Raw genomic sequence first — 17,877 nt, 5'->3', positions numbered from 1 at the left:
GCCGGACCTTTGAGCAAGAACAAGCCCCCAGGCGCCCGGCCTGCCAAGCCCTCTAGAGCCGCGGCCCCCACCCCGTCCTTCAGCCCGTCCTCCAGCCCGCGCCCCCGGCAGCCCGCCGTGACGCCACGGCCGATGCCCGCGCATTCCGCGGCCGAGCAACTGCTCAAGGCCATCCGCGACGAGTTCGAAGCCTTGAGTCGCCAGCTCAAGCTGATCGCGCGCTACGTCGAGCAGAACCGCGACCACATCGGCCTGGACCGCATCCAGGATGTAGCCGAACGCTGCGGCGTGCAGCCTTCCGCCGTGATCCGTTTCGCCAAGCATTTCGGCTTCTCGGGCTACAGCGGCATGCAGAAGATCTTCCGCGACGGGATCGCCAAGCAGATCGCGCCCAACCGCGACTACCAGGCGCGCATCCGCAGCCTGATCGAAGCGGCGCAGGGCCAACTGTCGAGCGCCGACATCGCGCACGAATTCATCGGCGGCAGCATCGCCGGCATGCAGGAGTTGCAGCGCGACCTGCACAGCACGGTGTTCGATGAAGCCGTGGCCTTGCTGGCCGAGGCCCCGACGATCTGGGTCGCCGGCTCGCGCCGCTCGTTCCCGGTGGCCGCCTATCTCGTCTACGCACTGCAGCACACCGACAAGCGCATCGAGCTGCTCTCGGGCCTGGGCGGCATGAGCGATGGGCAGATGCGCAGCATGGCACGTGGCGACGTGATGGTGGTCGTGAGTTTCCTGCCCTATGCCGAGGAATCGATGCATTGCGCACGCGCGGCGGTGGCCGCCGGCGCCAAACTCATCGCCATCACCGACAGCCGGATGAGCCCGCTGGCCGACCTGTCCTCGGCCACGCTGGTGGTGCCCGAAAGCGCCACCTTCGGCTTTCGTGCGCTGACCAACACCATGTGCCTGGCGCAGAGCCTGTTCATCGCGCTGGCCTACCAGACCGAGCTGGCGTACTCGCCGATCTCACCGACTTCCACCGCTGCGGGTGGTTCCATCCGCGAACTTTAAAAACCTTCAGAAATTAACCACAACACCGGAGACAACATGAAAACCGTCGCTTTATTCGGCGCAGGCCGCATCGGCCGCATCCACGCGGGCAACCTCGCCGCCCTGCCGGGCGTGCAACTCAAATACGTGTGCGACCCGATGGGCACGGCGGCGGCCGACCTGGCGCGACAGCATGGCGCCCAGGCTTCGGACATCGAGGCCGCCTTTGCCGACCCGACCGTGGACGTGGTGGCCATCGCCTCGTCCACCGATACGCACAGCGACCTGATCACACGCGCGGCCAGGGCCGGCAAACACATCTTCTGCGAAAAGCCGGTGGACCTGTCCGTGCCGCGCGCCCAGGCCTGTGCCGACGCGGTCAAGGCCGCGGGCGTGGCCTGCATGATCGGCTTCCAGCGCCGCTTCGACCCGACCTTCAACGAGGCCCGCAGCCGCATGGACCGCGGTGAGATCGGCAACCCGGAAATGCTGGTCGTGACCAGCCGCGACCCGGGCGCACCCCCGGCCGAATACTTGAAAGCCTCGGGCGGCATCTTCCGCGACATGCTGATCCACGACTTCGACATCTTCCGCTGGATCCTGTGCGCCGACGGCGACGAGGCCGACACGCTGCACGCCACGGGCTCCTGCTTGATCGACCCGGCCATCGCGCTCATCGGCGACATCGACTGCGCCGCCGTCACGATCCGCACGAAGAAGGGCCGCCTGGCGCAGATCAACACCTCGCGCCGCGCGGCCTACGGCTACGACCAACGCTTCGAAGTGCTGGGCTCCACCGGCATGCTGCAGTGCGGCAACCTGCGGCCGAGCGAGGTCGTGCAGTCGGACGCGAAGGGTGTCCGCGCCGACACGCCGGAGAACTTCTTCCTGCAGCGTTACCGTGAGGCCTATCGCCTCGAGATCACGCATTTCTTCGAGAACCTGCAGTCGGGTGCGGCGTTCCGTACCAGCATTTCGGACGGCGTGGCCGCGCAGAAGCTGGCCGACGCGGCGGCTCAGTCGCTGCAGAGTGGCCAGGTGGTGAAGCTGGGTTAGCCGCCGGTGTTTTAATCGGGGCATGTCCGACATCCTGAACCAAATCGTCGAGGTCAAGCGCGCCGAGCTCGCCGCCGCCCTCAAGCGCAAACCCCTGGCCGCCGTGCGCGAAGATGCCGAATCACGCGTGCTCACGCGGGACTTCGTCGGCGCCCTGCGCGGCAAGATCGCCGCCGGCCAGGCCGCGGTGATCGCCGAGATCAAGAAGGCCAGCCCGTCCAAGGGCGTGCTGCGCGGCGGCGAATTCATTCCCGCCGACATCGCCCAGAGTTACGCCGAAGGCGGCGCGGCCTGCCTGTCGGTGCTGACGGACAAGCAGTTCTTCCAGGGCGAAGTCGATTACCTGAAACAGGCACGCGCCTCCTGCCAGCTGCCGGTGCTGCGCAAGGATTTCATGATCGACCCGTACCAGATCTACGAATCGCGGGCCATGGGCGCCGACTGCGTACTGCTGATCGCCGCGATCCTCGACGACGCGCAGATGGCCGAAATGGAGGCCATCGCGCGCACGCTCGACATGGCCGTGCTGGTCGAGGTGCACGACGGCGCCGAACTCGACCGGGCGCTCCAGCTCAAGACGCCGCTCATCGGCATCAACAACCGCAACCTGAGGACCTTCGAGGTCACGCTGGACACCACACTGGCGCTGCAGAAAAACGTGCCGGCGGACCGCATCCTGGTCACCGAAAGCGGCATCCTGGCCGCGGCCGACGTGAAACGCATGCGTGACGCGAACGTGAATGCTTTCCTGGTCGGCGAGGCTTTCATGCGCGCAGACGAACCCGGCGAAGCGCTGGCGAAGCTGTTCGGCCAGCCCTGAGCCGGTCATGCCGCGCATGCAACAGGCCGATCTGGCTTTCGATTCCGCGCCCACTGAAGAAGGGCCCGCCCGCCTCACCGCCTGGCAGCCCGCCGCCTGGACGGTGGCGCCCGGCTGGCGGGACGTGGTGCAGACCTTCCTCGACAGCCCAGCGGGGCAACGGATCGCGCAGTTCGTGACGCAGCGGCTCGCGGCCGGCGCCGTGGTCTATCCGCCCGAGCCTTTGCGCGCGCTGGCCTTCACGCCACTCGACAGGATCCGCGTGGTCATCCTCGGCCAAGACCCCTACCATGGTGCGGGCCAGGCCGAAGGACTGGCTTTTTCCGTGGCACCGGGCGTGAAGATACCGCCGTCGCTGCGCAACATCTTCAAGGAACTGGTGCGCGACGGCTGCCTGCAGCAAGCGCCGGTCAGCGGATCGCTGAGCGCCTGGGCCGAACGCGGCGTACTGCTGCTCAACAGCAGCCTCACCGTAGAGGAAGGCCTGCCTGCCAGCCATGCGAAACAGGGCTGGGAAGGGCTGACCGACGCCGTGCTCGTCGCCGTGGCAGCCCATGCGCCCGCTTGTGTGTACTTGCTGTGGGGCGCCCATGCACAAGCCAAGGCGCCCCTGATCGAGAACACAGCTGCGGCCCACGGGCGCCAGGCCCTGGTGTTGACAGCCAATCACCCTTCCCCGCTGTCGGCTTTGCGCCCGCCCGTCCCGTTCCTCGGCTGCGGCCATTTTTCCGCCGCGCAGCATTGGTTGACCGAGCGGGACTGCCCCATCGACTGGACGCTGGCTGCGGGAAAGCACTGAATTCCTCGTCGCCCGGCCAGAACCAGGCCTTAAATCGCCTAGAATGACGCCACCGAATTAGCACCGCTTGGTATTCGTCATCAAACCGTGCTATATTTCGAGGTTCGCTGGAGAGGTGGCCGAGTGGTTAATGGCAGCAGACTGTAAATCTGCCCTCTTACGAGTACGCTGGTTCGAATCCAGCCCTCTCCACCATCGGCTTGGTCGATGGGTTCACGAGAAGTGAATGACGAAGTCAGTCGAGTTTTTTGAGATATCTGTATCGGCGGCGTGTTGGGATGCGACGCTTGGAAGTGACTCACTTGAGCAACTTCTTCGCGGGAGTAGTTCAATGGTAGAACCCTAGCCTTCCAAGCTAATGACGCGGGTTCGATTCCCGTCTCCCGCTCCAGAGCGCAGGCAGGTACGAGATGTCGAAGTTTTCGGAATGTTGTCCGCCCGGACGGTGTTCCAGATGCCCATTTGGCTCAGTGGCAGAGCACTCCCTTGGTAAGGGAGAGGTCCCGGGTCCGATTCCCGGAATGGGCACCAGTGTTACAGCGCCGTAACCCAGCGGTCGCGTGAGAACGCGAACCATCGACTGGACGGCGCAGGCCTTTTGATCGGTTTGTTTTTTCGGAGCTCCTTGGAGAGTTGAAAAATGGGAAAAGAAAAGTTCACGCGCACCAAGCCCCACGTCAACGTGGGCACGATCGGCCACGTCGACCATGGCAAGACCACGCTGACGGCCGCCATCACGACCGTGCTGGCCGCCAAGTTCGGTGGTTCGGCCAAGGCCTATGACCAGATCGACGCAGCGCCCGAAGAAAAGGCCCGCGGCATCACCATCAACACCGCCCACGTGGAATACGAAACGGCCAACCGCCACTACGCCCACGTCGACTGCCCTGGCCACGCCGACTATGTGAAGAACATGATCACCGGCGCCGCCCAGATGGACGGCGCGATCCTGGTGTGTTCCGCAGCCGACGGCCCGATGCCCCAGACCCGCGAGCACATCCTGCTGGCCCGTCAGGTCGGCGTGCCCTACATCATCGTGTTCCTGAACAAGTGCGACATGGTCGACGACGCCGAACTGCTCGAACTCGTTGAAATGGAAGTGCGCGAGCTGCTCGACAAATACGATTTCCCCGGCGACGACACCCCGATCATCCACGGCAGCGCCAAGCTGGCCATGGAAGGCGACAAGGGCGAACTCGGCGAAGGCGCGATCATGAAGCTGGCCGATGCCCTGGACACCTACATCCCCCTGCCGGAACGTGCCGTGGACGGCGCCTTCCTGATGCCCGTGGAAGACGTGTTCTCCATCTCCGGCCGCGGTACCGTGGTGACCGGTCGCGTCGAGCGCGGCATCATCAAGGTCGGTGAAGAAATCGAGATCGTCGGTATCGCCGACACGCAAAAGACCACCTGCACCGGCGTGGAAATGTTCCGCAAGCTGCTCGACCAAGGCCAGGCCGGCGACAACGTCGGTATCCTGCTGCGCGGCACCAAGCGCGAAGACGTGCAGCGCGGCCAAGTGCTGTGCAAGCCCGGCTCGATCAAGCCGCACACGCACTTCACGTCGGAAATCTACGTGCTGAGCAAGGACGAAGGCGGCCGTCACACGCCGTTCTTCAACAACTACCGCCCGCAGTTCTACTTCCGCACGACGGACGTGACCGGCGCCATTGAACTGCCAGAAGGCAAGGAAATGGTCATGCCTGGCGACAACGTGACCATCACCGTGAAGCTGATCAACCCGATCGCCATGGAAGAAGGCCTGCGCTTCGCCATCCGTGAAGGCGGCAAGACCGTCGGCGCCGGCGTGGTTGCCAAGATCATTGCTTAACCAGCGAAGTCTCTAGGGGTATAGCTCAATTGGCAGAGCGTCGGTCTCCAAAACCGAAGGTTGTAGGTTCGATTCCTACTGCCCCTGCCACCTAAACCGATGTCGATTTGACAGATTAGGTGGCAAAACAAGCCCGTCATGACCTGACGGGCTTCTGTGTCTCAAGGGACACCATGCATAAGATTCAGGAAATAGCCAAAAATGGCCACTTCGCAAGTTGAAACTGTCAGTACTGGCGCCGACAAGGCCAAGCTCGCTGTCGCGGCTGCCTTGGTGCTGGCGGCGCTGGCAGCGTTTTATCTGCTTGGCAAACAAGGCCAGGTGGCGCAGTGGGGCGCGCTGATCGTGGGCCTGGCTGCTGCGGTCGGCGTGTTCGTCGTTTCCGAGCCCGGCAAGCAGCTGATCGCCTTCGGCCGCGATTCCTGGCGCGAAGTCAAGAAGGTCGTCTGGCCCACCCGCAAGGAAGCGGTGCAGATGACGCTGTATGTGTTCGGCTTCGTGGTGATCATGGCCTTGTTTCTCTGGCTGACCGACAAAACACTCGAGTGGGTGTTTTATGACCTGATTCTGGGCTGGAGAAAATAATGACCGATATCGTGGAAACCTCCGCGGCTGAAACGCCCGAAACCCCTGAAACGCAAGCTGCGCCAGCCGCCCCGGTGAACCCGGACATGCGCTGGTACATCGTCCATGCCTATTCGGGCATGGAAAAGGCGGTGGAACGCAACATCACCGAACGCATTGCGCAGTCGGGCATGCAGAGCAAGTTCGCGCGCATCCTGGTGCCGACGGAAGAAGTGGTCGAGATCAAGAACGGCCAGCGCAAGACCACCGAGCGTCGCCTGTTCCCAGGCTACGTTTTCGTGGAAATGATCATGGACGACGAATCCTGGCATTTGGTGAAACACACCAACAAGGTCACCGGTTTCGTCGGTGGCGCCAAGAATCGCCCGGCACCGATCTCGGAAGCCGAAGTCCAGAAGATCGTCAGCCAGATGCAGGAAGGCAGCGACAAGCCTCGCCACAAGATCGAATTCCTGCCGGGTGAACTGGTCCGCGTCAAGGAAGGTCCGTTTACCGACTTCAATGGTTCGGTGGAAGAAGTCAACTACGAAAAGAGCAAGGTCCGCGTGTCGGTCACCATCTTCGGCCGGGCCACTCCGGTGGAGTTGGAGTTCAGTCAGATCGAGAAGACCTGACCCGCATTTTCCGGACAAGGCCCCTCTTGGGGCCGTCATCGATTGGATTCCATGCTTTTCGACTCGGCATGGATGTTTGAAGCGAGTCGCAACCCCCGGGGAGCCAGAACGGTCGATGTTGACGGTTCCAGGCGTTAAAACCCGCAAGGAGTAAAGAAATGGCGAAAAAAATCGTCGGTTTCATCAAGCTGCAAGTGCCAGCTGGTAAGGCCAACCCATCCCCACCGATCGGCCCCGCATTGGGTCAGCGCGGTCTGAACATCATGGAATTCTGCAAGGCATTCAATGCGCAGACCCAGGGTGTCGAGCCGGGTCTGCCACTGCCGGTGGTGATCACCGCTTTTGCCGACAAGAGCTTCACCTTCATCATCAAGACGCCGCCTGCGACCGTCCTGATCAAGAAGTCCATCAAGCTGGACAAGGGTTCCGCCCGTCCGCACAGCGACAAGGTCGGCAAGATCACGCGTGCCCAGCTCGAAGAAATTGCAAAAACCAAGATGAAGGACATGACGGCTGCCGATCTGAACGCCGCTGTTCGCACCATCGCCGGTACCGCCCGTTCCATGGGCGTGAATGTGGAGGGCGTCTAAATGTCCAAGCTGACCAAGAAACAAAAGGCCTTCGTTGGCAAAGTGGACAGCGGCAAGCTGTACCCCCTGGGCGATGCCCTGGTGCTGATCAAGGAATGCGCCAACGCGAAGTTCGACGAGTCGATCGACGTGGCTGTGCAACTCGGCGTCGATGCCAAGAAGTCGGACCAAGTGGTGCGCGGCGCCGTCGTGTTGCCCAACGGCACCGGCAAGACCAAGCGTGTCGCTGTGTTCGCCCAAGGCGCCAAGGCTGAAGAAGCCAAGGCCGCCGGCGCCGACATCGTCGGCATGGATGACCTGGCTGCCCGCATCAAGGCAGGCGACATGCCTTTCGACGTGGTCATCGCCGCGCCGGACGCCATGCGCATCGTCGGTACGCTGGGCCAGATCCTGGGCCCACGCGGCCTGATGCCCAACCCCAAGGTCGGCACGGTCACACCGGACGTGGCGCAAGCCGTCCGCAACGCCAAGGCAGGTCAGGTGCAGTTCCGCGTCGACAAGGCCGGTATCGTGCACGGCACCATCGGCCGTCGTTCGTTTGACTCCGACAAGCTGCGGGGCAACCTGGCCGCATTGATCGATGCGCTGAACAAGGCCAAGCCGGCCACCAGCAAGGGTGTGTATCTGAAGAAAGTCGCGATTTCGTCGACGATGGGTGTGGGCGTCCGCGTGGACACCCAAACCATCGCAGCGTAATCGCAAGAATTCGGTGTCTTCGCAAGAAGGTGCCGAGGTGGTGGGTCGTGCGGCAGAGAAGGAATTTTTCGCCGTGCGGGTCATCCAAGACCGTTGGTGTGCAGTTCAGCTGCGCTTAATCAGTGAGAGCCAACGCAGATGGCGATCCCGCTGCAGATGGATTTGATTCCTGAACAGTTGGTCGCTGCAGAGTGGTGTGTTGAATGGCTTTTTGCCAGACGACACTTTTAAGGAGTAGACCTTGAGTCTGAATCGCAGTGAGAAAGAAGCGGTCATCAGTGATGTGACCAGCCTCGCCGCTAAAGCTCAAACGCTCGTGATGGCGGAATACCGTGGCATCACGGTCGCTGACATGACCAAATTGCGCTCGACCGCGCGCAGCAACGGCGTAACGCTCAGCGTGTTGAAAAACACGCTGGCCCGCCGTGCTGTCGCAGGCAGCTCGTTTGAAGTCGTGTCCGACCAGATGACCGGCCCGTTGATCTATGGCTTTTCCGAAGATGCCGTGGCTGCCGCGAAAGTGGTGGCCGAATTCTCGAAGACCAACGACAAGTTGGTGATTCGGGGTGGCGCCTACGGTGGAAAAGTCCTGGACGTCGCAGGCGTGAAGCAGTTGGCCAGCATTCCTTCGAAGGAAGTGCTGTTGGCGCAATTGTTGGGCTTGATGCAATCGCCAATTTCGCGTACGGCCCGTGTGCTGTCCGCTTTGGCCGAGAAAAAAGGCGCGGGCGCGCCAGCAGCCGAAACGGCTGCCGATGCAGCACCCGAGGCAGCCGCAGCCTGATGGCCCGGCGCAGTTTTAACCAATATTTAGGAAATCAAAATGGCATTCGATAAAGACGCATTTTTGACCGCGCTGGACAGCATGTCGGTCATGGAACTCAACGACCTGGTGAAAGCCATCGAAGAGAAGTTTGGCGTGAGCGCAGCAGCCATGGCTGCTCCTGCTGCTGGCGGCGGCGCTGCTGCTCCTGCTGCGGAAGAAAAGACCGAGTTCAACGTTGTGCTGCTCGAAGCCGGCGCGAACAAGGTGTCGGTCATCAAGGCCGTGCGCGAAATCACCGGCCTGGGCCTCAAGGAAGCCAAGGATCTGGTCGACGGCGCACCGAAGGCTGTCAAGGAAGGCATTGCCAAGGCTGACGCCGATGCTGCCAAGAAGAAGCTGGAAGATGCCGGCGCCAAGGTCGAACTGAAGTAATCGACTTTGCCGACAGGGCTGGGGACTCCGAAAGGGGCCCCAGCCTTTCGTGCTTGTAGAGAACATACTGAAAAGCCCGCCAGTGGCGTGTTTTTCAGTGTCTTCTGGCCCCGACTGCAGAAGATGCCTTGGTTCGGATTGCGTGCAACGCGCAATCGTCCGCCATGGTTGGTAGTGGCCAACCGCCAAGAATGTTGGGTGTGATGCCCGACGCGACAGTTCGACAGGACCCCTAGGATTCCCAAGTCCTTGCCCCGGAGATCTCATGGCTTATACGTACACCGAACGCAAACGCATTCGTAAAAATTTCGGCAGCCGCGACAGCGTGCTCGAAGTCCCCTACCTCCTGCAAATGCAAAAAGACGCGTACACCGCGTTTTTGCAGGCTGACGCCGCGCCGCAGAAGCGCACCGCCGAAGGTTTGCAAGCCGCTTTTGAAGCCGCATTCCCGATCGTCTCGCACAACGGTTTCGTCGAGATGAAGTATGTGGAATACAACCTCGCCAAACCGGCGTTCGACGTGCGCGAATGCCAGACGCGCGGCCTGACCTTCGCCTCGGCCGTGCGCGCCAAGGTGCAGCTCATCATTTACGACCGCGAGTCCTCCACCTCCCAGTCGAAGGTCGTGAAGGAAGTGAAGGAACAAGAGGTCTACATGGGCGAAGTGCCGCTCATGACCGAAAAGGGTTCGTTCATCATCAACGGCACGGAACGCGTGATCGTGTCCCAGCTGCACCGTTCGCCCGGCGTGTTCTTCGAACACGACAAGGGCAAGACGCACAGCTCGGGCAAGCTGCTGTTCTCCGCACGCATCATCCCCTACCGCGGTTCCTGGCTCGACTTCGAATTCGATCCGAAGGACGTGCTGTACTTCCGCGTCGACCGCCGCCGCAAGATGCCGGTCACGATCCTGCTCAAGGCCATCGGCCTGACGCCGGAATCGATCCTGGCCAACTTCTTCGTCAACGACAACTTCCGTCTCATGGACAGCGGTGCGCAGATGGAGTTCGTCTCCGAGCGCCTGCGCGGTGAAGTCGCGCGTTTCGACATCACCGACAAGTCCGGCAAGGTCATCGTGGCCAAGGACAAGCGCGTCACGGCCCGCCACACGCGCGACCTGGAGCAGTCCGGCACCACGCACATCAGCGTGCCCGAAGACTTCCTGGTCGGCCGCGTGGTGGCCCGCAACATCGTCGACGGCGACACCGGCGAGATCATCGCCAAGGCCAACGACGAGCTGACCGAAGCGCTGCTGAAGAAGCTGCGCAGCGCCGGCGTGCAAGACCTGCAATGCATCTACACCAACGAACTCGACCAGGGCGCCTACATCTCGCAGACCCTGCGCGGTGACGAAACCGTGGACGAGTTCGCCGCCCGCGTGGCCATCTACCGCATGATGCGTCCCGGCGAACCACCGACGGAAGACGCGGTGCAGGCCCTGTTCCAGCGCTTGTTCTACAACCCGGACACCTACGACCTGTCGCGCGTCGGCCGCATGAAGTTCAACGCCAAGATGGGCCGCGACGAGCCCACCGGCCCGATGGTGCTGACCAACGAAGACATCCTGGCCGTGGTCAAGATCCTCGTGGACCTGCGCAATGGCCGCGGCGAAGTCGATGACATCGATCACCTGGGCAACCGCCGCGTGCGCTGCGTCGGCGAACTGGCCGAGAACCAGTACCGCGCCGGCCTGGCCCGGATCGAAAAGGCCGTGAAGGAACGTCTCGGCCAGGCCGAGCAAGAGCCCTTGATGCCGCACGACCTGATCAACAGCAAGCCGATCTCGGCCGCGTTGAAGGAATTCTTCGGCGCCTCGCAGCTGTCGCAGTTCATGGACCAGACCAACCCGCTGGCCGAAATCACCCACAAGCGCCGTGTTTCGGCACTTGGCCCGGGCGGTTTGACCCGCGAACGCGCCGGCTTCGAAGTGCGCGACGTGCACGTGACCCATTACGGCCGCGTCTGCCCGATCGAAACGCCGGAAGGTCCGAACATCGGCCTGATCAACTCGCTGGCGCTGTACGCGCGCCTGAACGAATACGGCTTCATCGAGACGCCGTACCGCCGCGTGGCCAACAGCCAGGTCACCAACGAGATCGACTACCTGTCGGCCATCGAAGAAGGCAAGTACGTAATCGCCCAGGCCAATGCGGCGCTGGACAAGGACAACAAGCTCACCGGCGACCTGGTCTCCGCACGTGAAAAGGGTGAATCCATCCTGGTCAGCGCCGAACGCGTGCAGTACATGGACGTGTCGCCCGCGCAGATCGTCTCCGTGGCGGCCTCGCTGGTGCCGTTCCTCGAGCACGATGACGCGAACCGCGCGCTGATGGGTGCCAACATGTCGCGCCAGGCCGTGCCCGTGTTGCGCCCGGAAAAGCCGATGGTCGGCACCGGGATCGAACGCGTCGCCGCGGTCGACTCCGGCACCGTGGTCACCGCCACGCGCGGCGGCATCGTCGACTACGTGGACGCGACCCGCATCGTGATCCGCGTGAACGACGCCGAAGCGGCCGCTGGCGAAGTGGGCGTGGACATCTACAACCTGATCAAGTACCAGCGTTCCAACCAGAACACCAACATCCACCAGCGTCCCATCGTGAAGAAGGGCGACAAGCTGGCCAAGGGTGACGTGATCGCCGACGGCGCTTCCACCGACCTCGGCGAAATCGCCATCGGCCAGAACATGCTGATCGCGTTCATGCCATGGAACGGCTACAACTTCGAAGATTCGATCCTGATCAGCGAACGCGTCGTGGCCGATGACCGTTACACCTCGATCCACATCGAGGAACTGGTGGTGATGGCACGCGACACCAAGCTCGGTGCCGAAGAAATCACGCGCGACATCCCTAACCTGTCCGAGCAGCAACTCAACCGCCTGGACGAGTCCGGCATCATCTACGTGGGCGCCGAAGTCATGCCCGGCGACACGCTGGTCGGCAAGGTCACGCCGAAGGGCGAGACCACGCTGACGCCGGAAGAAAAGCTGCTGCGTGCGATCTTCGGCGAGAAGGCTTCCGACGTGAAGGACACCTCGCTGCGCGTGGACCAGGGCTCGCAAGGCACGGTCATCGACGTGCAGGTGTTCACCCGCGAAGGCATCCAGCGCGACAAGCGCGCCCAGCAGATCATCGACGATGAACTCAAGCGCTTCCGCCTCGACCTGAACGACCAGCTGCGCATCGTCGAGGCCGACGCCTTCGACCGGATCGAGAAGCTGCTGATCGGGAAGGTCGCCAACGGCGGCCCGCAGAAGCTGGCCAAGGGCACCAAACTCGACAAGGCCTACCTGTCGTCGGTGGAGAAATTCCACTGGTTCGACATCCGTCCGGCCGACGAGGAAGTGGCGTCCCAGCTCGAGTCGATCAAGAACTCGCTCGAGCAGACGCGCCACAGCTTCGACCTGGGCTTCGAAGAAAAGCGCAAGAAGCTCACGCAGGGCGACGAACTGCCTGCCGGCGTGCTGAAGATGGTCAAGGTCTACCTGGCCGTCAAGCGCCGCCTGCAGCCCGGCGACAAGATGGCCGGCCGCCACGGTAACAAGGGTGTCGTGTCCAAGATCGTTCCGGTTGAAGACATGCCCTACATGGCCGACGGCACGCCGTGCGACATCTGCCTGAACCCGCTGGGCGTGCCCTCGCGGATGAACGTCGGCCAGGTGCTCGAGGTTCACCTCGGCTGGGCCGCCAAGGGCATCGGCCAACGCATCGGCGACATGCTGCAGGCCGAGGCCAAGGTCTCGGAACTGCGCACGTTCATGGACGAGCTGTACAACAAGTCGGGCCGCAAGGAAGACCTGTCCCAGCTCAGCGATACCGATGTGCTGGAGATGGCGGCCAACCTGTCGCACGGCGTGCCGTTCGCGACGCCGGTGTTCGACGGTGCTTCCGAGGAAGACATCCGCACCATGCTCAAGCTGGCCTATCCGGACGACATCGCCAAGCTCAAGGGCTTGACCGAAGCGCGTACCCAGGCGCAGCTCTACGACGGCCGCACCGGCGATCCATTCGAGCGCACGACCACCGTCGGCTACATGCACTTCTTGAAGCTGCACCATCTGGTGGACGACAAGATGCACGCCCGCTCGACCGGCCCGTACTCGCTCGTCACGCAGCAACCGCTGGGCGGCAAGGCACAGTTCGGCGGCCAGCGTTTCGGGGAAATGGAAGTGTGGGCACTGGAAGCCTACGGCGCTTCCTACACCCTGCAGGAAATGCTGACGGTGAAGTCCGACGACGTGGTCGGCCGCACCAAGGTGTACGAATCCATCGTCAAGGGCGAACACGCGATCGAAGCCGGCATGCCGGAATCGTTCAACGTGCTGGTCAAGGAAATCCGCTCGTTGGGTATCGACATCGAACTCGAACGCAGCTAATTCACAGGAAAGAAAAGGATTTAACTCATGAAATCATTACTCGACCTGTTCAAGCAATTCACGCCCGATCAGCATTTCGATGCGATTCGCATCGGCATGGCTTCGCCTGAAAAAATCCGCTCGTGGTCTTTCGGCGAAGTGAAGAAGCCGGAAACCATCAACTACCGCACGTTCAAGCCAGAACGCGACGGCCTGTTCTGCGCCAAGATCTTCGGGCCCATCAAGGACTACGAATGCCTGTGCGGCAAATACAAGCGCCTGAAGCACCGCGGCGTGATCTGCGAGAAGTGCGGCGTGGAAGTGACGCAGACCAAGGTGCGCCGCGAGCGCATGGGCCACATCGATCTGGCCGCACCCTGCGCGCACATCTGGTTCCTGAAGTCGCTGCCGTCGCGTCTGGGCCTGGTGCTCGACATGACGCTGCGCGACATCGAACGCGTGCTGTATTTCGAAGCGTACGTGGTCACCGACCCCGGCATGACCCCGCTGAAGAAGTATTCGATCATGTCGGAAGACGACTATGACGCGAAGACCAAGGAATACGGCGACGAGTTCGTGGCCAAGATGGGCGCCGAAGGCATCAAGGACCTGCTCGAAGGCATCGAGATCGACGCGTCGATCGAGAAGCTGCGCAACGACCTGACCGGCTCCGAAGTCAAGATCAAGAAGAACGCCAAGCGCCTGAAGCTGCTCGAAGCCTTCAAGAAGTCGGGCATCAAGCCCGAGTGGATGGTGCTGGAAGTACTGCCCGTGCTGCCGCCGGACCTGCGTCCGCTGGTGCCGCTGGACGGCGGCCGCTTCGCGACCTCCGACCTGAACGACCTGTACCGCCGCGTCATCAACCGCAACAGCCGGCTGCGCCGCCTGCTCGAGTTGAAGGCACCGGAAATCATTGCGCGCAACGAAAAGCGCATGCTGCAGGAAGCCGTGGACTCGTTGCTCGACAACGGCCGCCGCGGCAAGGCCATGACCGGCGCCAACAAGCGTGCGCTCAAGTCGCTGGCCGACATGATCAAGGGCAAGAGCGGTCGTTTCCGCCAGAACTTGCTGGGCAAGCGCGTCGACTACTCGGGCCGTTCGGTCATCGTGGTCGGCCCGACGCTCAAGCTGCACCAGTGCGGCCTGCCCAAGCTGATGGCGCTCGAACTGTTTAAGCCCTTCATCTTCTCGCGCCTGGAAGCCATGGGCATCGCGACCACCATCAAGGCCGCGAAGAAGGAAGTCGAATCCGGCACGCCGGTGGTCTGGGACATTCTTGAAGAAGTCATCAAGGAACACCCGGTCATGCTGAACCGTGCGCCGACGCTGCACCGTTTGGGCATCCAGGCTTTCGAGCCGATCCTGATCGAAGGCAAGGCCATCCAGCTGCATCCGCTCGTCTGCTCGGCCTTCAACGCCGACTTCGACGGTGACCAGATGGCCGTCCACGTCCCGCTGTCCGTCGAAGCGCAGATGGAAGCCCGCACGCTGATGCTGGCCTCCAACAACATCCTGTTCCCGGCCAATGGCGAACCCTCCATCGTGCCGTCGCAAGACGTGGTGCTGGGCCTGTACTACACGACGCGTGACCGCGTCAACGGCAAGGGCGAAGGCCTGGTGTTCTCCGACACCGGCGAAGTGCGCCGCGCGTTCGACGCGGGTGAACTCGACCTGAACGCACGCATCAACGTGCGCCTGACCGAGTACACCAAGGACAAGGCCACCGGCGAATTCGTGCCGTCGACCAAGCTGTGGGAAACCACCGGCGGCCGTGCGTTGCTGTCCGAGATCCTGCCCAAGGGCCTGCCCTTCTCCAACATCAACAAGGCGTTGAAGAAGAAGGAAATCTCGAAGCTGATCAACGTCTCCTTCCGCAAGTGCGGCTTGAAGGAAACCGTGGTGTTCGCCGACAAGCTGCTGCAGTCGGGCTTCCGCCTGGCGACCAAGGCCGGCATCTCGATTTGCATCGACGACATGCTCGTGCCCAAGGAAAAGCACGGCATCATCGAGCGCGCCCAGAAGGAAGTCAAAGAGATCGAGCAGCAGTATGTCTCGGGTCTGGTGACCTCCGGCGAGCGTTACAACAAGGTGGTGGACATCTGGGGCAAGTCGGGCGACGAAGTGTCCAAGGTGATGATGGCCCAGCTGTCCAAGCAGAAGGTCCTGGACCGCAACGGCAAGGAAGTGGACCAGGAATCCTTCAACTCCATCTACATGATGGCCGACTCCGGTGCGCGTGGTTCCGCCGCGCAGATCCGCCAGGTGGCCGGCATGCGGGGCCTGATGGCCAAGCCGGACGGCTCGATCATCGAGACGCCGATCACCGCGAACTTCCGCGAAGGTCTGAACGTGCTGGAGTACTTCATCTCCACCCACGGTGCGCGTAAGGGTCTGGCCGATACGGCGTTGAAGACGGCCAACTCCGGCTACCTGACGCGCCGCCTGGTCGACGTGACGCAGGATCTGGTCGTCACCGAAGACGACTGCGGCACGCACGAAGGTTCGCTGATGCGCGCCATCGTCGAAGGTGGTGAAGTCATCGAATCGCTGCGCGACCGCGTGCTCGGCCGCACCGCAGCCGACGACGTGCTGCACCCGGAAAACCGCTCGGTGGTGCTGAAGGCCGGCGAGATGTTCGACGAAGACAACATCGAAGAACTCGAAGCCCAGGGCGTGGACGAAGTGAAGGTGCGTACCGCCCTGACCTGCGCCACCCGCTTCGGTATCTGCGCCAAGTGCTATGGCCGCGATCTGGGCCGTGGCGGCCTGATCAACATCGGCGAAGCCGTCGGCGTGATCGCCGCGCAGTCCATCGGTGAACCCGGCACGCAGCTGACCATGCGCACGTTCCACATCGGTGGCGCCGCATCGCGCGCCGCCGTGGCCTCGAGCGTCGAAGCCAAGTCCAACGGCAGCATCGGCTTCAACGCCACGATGCGCTACGTGACCAACAGCAAGAACGAACTGGTCGTGATTGCTCGTTCGGGCGAGATCATCATCTCCGAACACGGCCGCGAGCGCGAACGCCACAAGGTGCCTTACGGCGCGGTGCTGGCCGTCAAGGCCGACCAGGTCATCAAGGCCGGCACGCCGCTGGCTTCGTGGGATCCGCTGACGCGTCCGATCATCACCGAGTTCGCCGGTACGACCAAGTTCGAGAACGTCGAAGAAGGTCTGACCGTCGCGAAGCAGGTCGATGAAGTGACCGGTCTGTCGACCATGGTGGTCATCGATCCGAAGCGCCGCGGCGCGGCCAAGGTCGTGCGCCCGCAGGTCAAGCTGATCGACGGCACGGGCAACGAAGTGAAGATCCCGGGCACCGACCACTCGGTGACCATCGGCTTCCCGATCGGCGCCCTGGTGCAGGTGCGCGACGGCCAGGAAGTGGGCCCCGGCGAAGTGCTGGCGCGGATTCCGGTCGAAGGCCAGAAGACGCGGGACATTACCGGCGGTCTGCCACGTGTGGCCGAGCTGTTCGAAGCCCGTACGCCGAAGGACAAGGGCATGCTGGCCGAAATGACCGGTACCGTGTCGTTCGGCAAGGAAACCAAGGGCAAGGTCCGCCTGCAGATCACCGATCCCGAAGGCAAGATCTGGGACGAACTCATTCCCAAGGAAAAGAACATCCTGGTGCACGAAGGCCAGGTGGTCAACAAGGGCGAGTCGATCGTGGACGGCCCGGCCGATCCGCAGGACATCCTGCGCCTCTTGGGCATGGAAGAACTGGCGCGCTACATCGTCGACGAAGTGCAGGACGTCTACCGCCTGCAGGGCGTGAAGATCAACGACAAGCACATCGAAGTGATCGTGCGCCAGATGCTGCGCCGTGTGGTCGTCGAGAACGTCGGCGACTCCGGCTACATCGCCGGCGAACAGGTCGAGCGCAGCGAAATGCTGGACACCAACGACGCGTTGCGCGGCGAGGACAAGATCCCCGCCACGTACACCAACCTGTTGCTCGGTATCACCAAGGCATCGCTGTCGACCGACTCGTTCATCTCCGCCGCTTCCTTCCAGGAAACCACGCGGGTGCTGACCGAAGCCGCCATCATGGGCAAACGCGACGAGTTGCGCGGCCTGAAGGAAAACGTGATCGTGGGCCGGCTGATCCCCGCCGGCACCGGCATGGCTTACCACCAGGCACGCAAGGCCAAGGACCTGATGGACGACGCCGAGCGCCGCGCCATTGCCGAGTCCGAAGCCGCCGAACTGGCCAGCGCCCAGGAAGAAACCGCCGTCTCCGAGGCGGGTGAAGGCAGCGCGGCCGACTAAGGGCGCATAAAGCCCCGTCGCCTCCCCGACCGCCTTTTGGCGTGACGACACCTCGAATTCATG

General features: G+C 62.6%; 13 protein-coding genes and 4 tRNA genes. All 17 read left to right on the top strand.

Going from position 1 to position 17,877, the window contains the following annotated elements:
* The first annotated feature begins 132 nt into the window (after positions 1-132).
* The 17 genes from RD110_RS03780 (at position 133) to rpoC (ending at position 17,814) form a co-directional block, all read left to right on the top strand.
* The gene (locus RD110_RS03780) at positions 133-1,017 is read left to right on the top strand and encodes a MurR/RpiR family transcriptional regulator (protein WP_076196827.1); all 885 of its coding nucleotides are present in this window, start codon (positions 133-135) and stop codon (positions 1,015-1,017) included.
* A gap of 36 nt (positions 1,018-1,053) precedes the next feature.
* The gene (gene iolG, locus RD110_RS03775) at positions 1,054-2,052 is read left to right on the top strand and encodes an inositol 2-dehydrogenase (protein ID WP_076196825.1); all 999 of its coding nucleotides are present in this window, start codon (positions 1,054-1,056) and stop codon (positions 2,050-2,052) included.
* 22 nt (positions 2,053-2,074) lie between these two features.
* Positions 2,075-2,872 (top strand): indole-3-glycerol phosphate synthase TrpC, encoded by a 798-nt coding sequence (gene trpC, locus RD110_RS03770; RefSeq protein ID WP_076196823.1) that lies wholly within the window; start codon positions 2,075-2,077, stop codon positions 2,870-2,872.
* Positions 2,873-2,888: 16 nt separating this feature from the next.
* Complete coding sequence (locus RD110_RS03765; RefSeq protein ID WP_076204337.1) at positions 2,889-3,671, top strand: uracil-DNA glycosylase; 783 nt, start codon at positions 2,889-2,891, stop codon at positions 3,669-3,671.
* Positions 3,672-3,780: 109 nt separating this feature from the next.
* A tRNA-Tyr gene (locus RD110_RS03760) sits at positions 3,781-3,866 on the top strand.
* A 122-nt stretch (positions 3,867-3,988) separates the two neighbouring features.
* Positions 3,989-4,062: transfer RNA gene (locus RD110_RS03755), tRNA-Gly, on the top strand.
* Positions 4,063-4,127: 65 nt separating this feature from the next.
* A tRNA-Thr gene (locus RD110_RS03750) sits at positions 4,128-4,202 on the top strand.
* A gap of 109 nt (positions 4,203-4,311) precedes the next feature.
* The gene (gene tuf / locus RD110_RS03745) at positions 4,312-5,502 is read left to right on the top strand and encodes an elongation factor Tu (protein WP_076196153.1); all 1,191 of its coding nucleotides are present in this window, start codon (positions 4,312-4,314) and stop codon (positions 5,500-5,502) included.
* Positions 5,503-5,516: 14 nt separating this feature from the next.
* Positions 5,517-5,592: transfer RNA gene (locus RD110_RS03740), tRNA-Trp, on the top strand.
* Positions 5,593-5,703: 111 nt separating this feature from the next.
* Entirely contained in the window at positions 5,704-6,087 is a 384-nt protein-coding gene (secE, locus tag RD110_RS03735; RefSeq protein WP_076196821.1) for a preprotein translocase subunit SecE, read from the top strand.
* On the top strand, positions 6,087-6,701 hold the full coding sequence (gene nusG / locus RD110_RS03730) for a transcription termination/antitermination protein NusG (RefSeq protein WP_076196819.1): 615 nt from the start codon (positions 6,087-6,089) through the stop codon (positions 6,699-6,701). The genes secE and nusG overlap by 1 nt, the downstream gene beginning before the upstream one ends.
* Positions 6,702-6,859: 158 nt before the next feature.
* Entirely contained in the window at positions 6,860-7,291 is a 432-nt protein-coding gene (gene rplK, locus RD110_RS03725; RefSeq protein ID WP_076196817.1) for a 50S ribosomal protein L11, read from the top strand.
* Complete coding sequence (rplA, locus tag RD110_RS03720; RefSeq protein ID WP_076196815.1) at positions 7,292-7,987, top strand: 50S ribosomal protein L1; 696 nt, start codon at positions 7,292-7,294, stop codon at positions 7,985-7,987.
* Between the two features lie 241 nt (positions 7,988-8,228).
* A complete protein-coding gene (gene rplJ, locus RD110_RS03715) occupies positions 8,229-8,771 on the top strand; it encodes a 50S ribosomal protein L10 (RefSeq protein ID WP_076196813.1) in 543 nt (180 codons plus the stop codon).
* Positions 8,772-8,810: 39 nt separating this feature from the next.
* Positions 8,811-9,185 (top strand): 50S ribosomal protein L7/L12, encoded by a 375-nt coding sequence (gene rplL, locus RD110_RS03710; protein WP_076196811.1) that lies wholly within the window; start codon positions 8,811-8,813, stop codon positions 9,183-9,185.
* Between the two features lie 265 nt (positions 9,186-9,450).
* On the top strand, positions 9,451-13,563 hold the full coding sequence (gene rpoB / locus RD110_RS03705; protein ID WP_076196809.1) for a DNA-directed RNA polymerase subunit beta: 4,113 nt from the start codon (positions 9,451-9,453) through the stop codon (positions 13,561-13,563).
* 27 nt (positions 13,564-13,590) lie between these two features.
* Complete coding sequence (gene rpoC / locus RD110_RS03700; RefSeq protein ID WP_076196807.1) at positions 13,591-17,814, top strand: DNA-directed RNA polymerase subunit beta'; 4,224 nt, start codon at positions 13,591-13,593, stop codon at positions 17,812-17,814.
* Positions 17,815-17,877 lie beyond the last annotated feature (63 nt).

It is taken from the genome of Rhodoferax koreense (assembly GCF_001955695.1).
GTDB classification, from domain to species: Bacteria; Pseudomonadota; Gammaproteobacteria; order Burkholderiales; family Burkholderiaceae_C; genus Rhodoferax_B; species Rhodoferax_B koreensis.
Note: the sequence above shows the minus strand (reverse complement) of the source record. Positions and strands in the feature narration are given on the sequence as shown.

Excerpts from the sequence above, each read along its gene's own strand:
- rplL (WP_076196811.1), top strand. The coding sequence starts at position 8,811 with ATGGCATTCGATAAAGACGCATTTTTGACCGCGCTGGACAGCATGTCG.
- rplK (WP_076196817.1), top strand. The coding sequence starts at position 6,860 with ATGGCGAAAAAAATCGTCGGTTTCATCAAGCTGCAAGTGCCAGCTGGT.
- nusG (WP_076196819.1), top strand. The coding sequence starts at position 6,087 with ATGACCGATATCGTGGAAACCTCCGCGGCTGAAACGCCCGAAACCCCT.
- RD110_RS03765 (WP_076204337.1), top strand. The coding sequence starts at position 2,889 with ATGCAACAGGCCGATCTGGCTTTCGATTCCGCGCCCACTGAAGAAGGG.
- secE (WP_076196821.1), top strand. The coding sequence starts at position 5,704 with ATGGCCACTTCGCAAGTTGAAACTGTCAGTACTGGCGCCGACAAGGCC.
- rplA (WP_076196815.1), top strand. The coding sequence starts at position 7,292 with ATGTCCAAGCTGACCAAGAAACAAAAGGCCTTCGTTGGCAAAGTGGAC.
- tuf (WP_076196153.1), top strand. The coding sequence starts at position 4,312 with ATGGGAAAAGAAAAGTTCACGCGCACCAAGCCCCACGTCAACGTGGGC.
- rpoB (WP_076196809.1), top strand. The coding sequence starts at position 9,451 with ATGGCTTATACGTACACCGAACGCAAACGCATTCGTAAAAATTTCGGC.
- trpC (WP_076196823.1), top strand. The coding sequence starts at position 2,075 with ATGTCCGACATCCTGAACCAAATCGTCGAGGTCAAGCGCGCCGAGCTC.
- rpoC (WP_076196807.1), top strand. The coding sequence starts at position 13,591 with ATGAAATCATTACTCGACCTGTTCAAGCAATTCACGCCCGATCAGCAT.
- iolG (WP_076196825.1), top strand. The coding sequence starts at position 1,054 with ATGAAAACCGTCGCTTTATTCGGCGCAGGCCGCATCGGCCGCATCCAC.
- RD110_RS03780 (WP_076196827.1), top strand. The coding sequence starts at position 133 with ATGCCCGCGCATTCCGCGGCCGAGCAACTGCTCAAGGCCATCCGCGAC.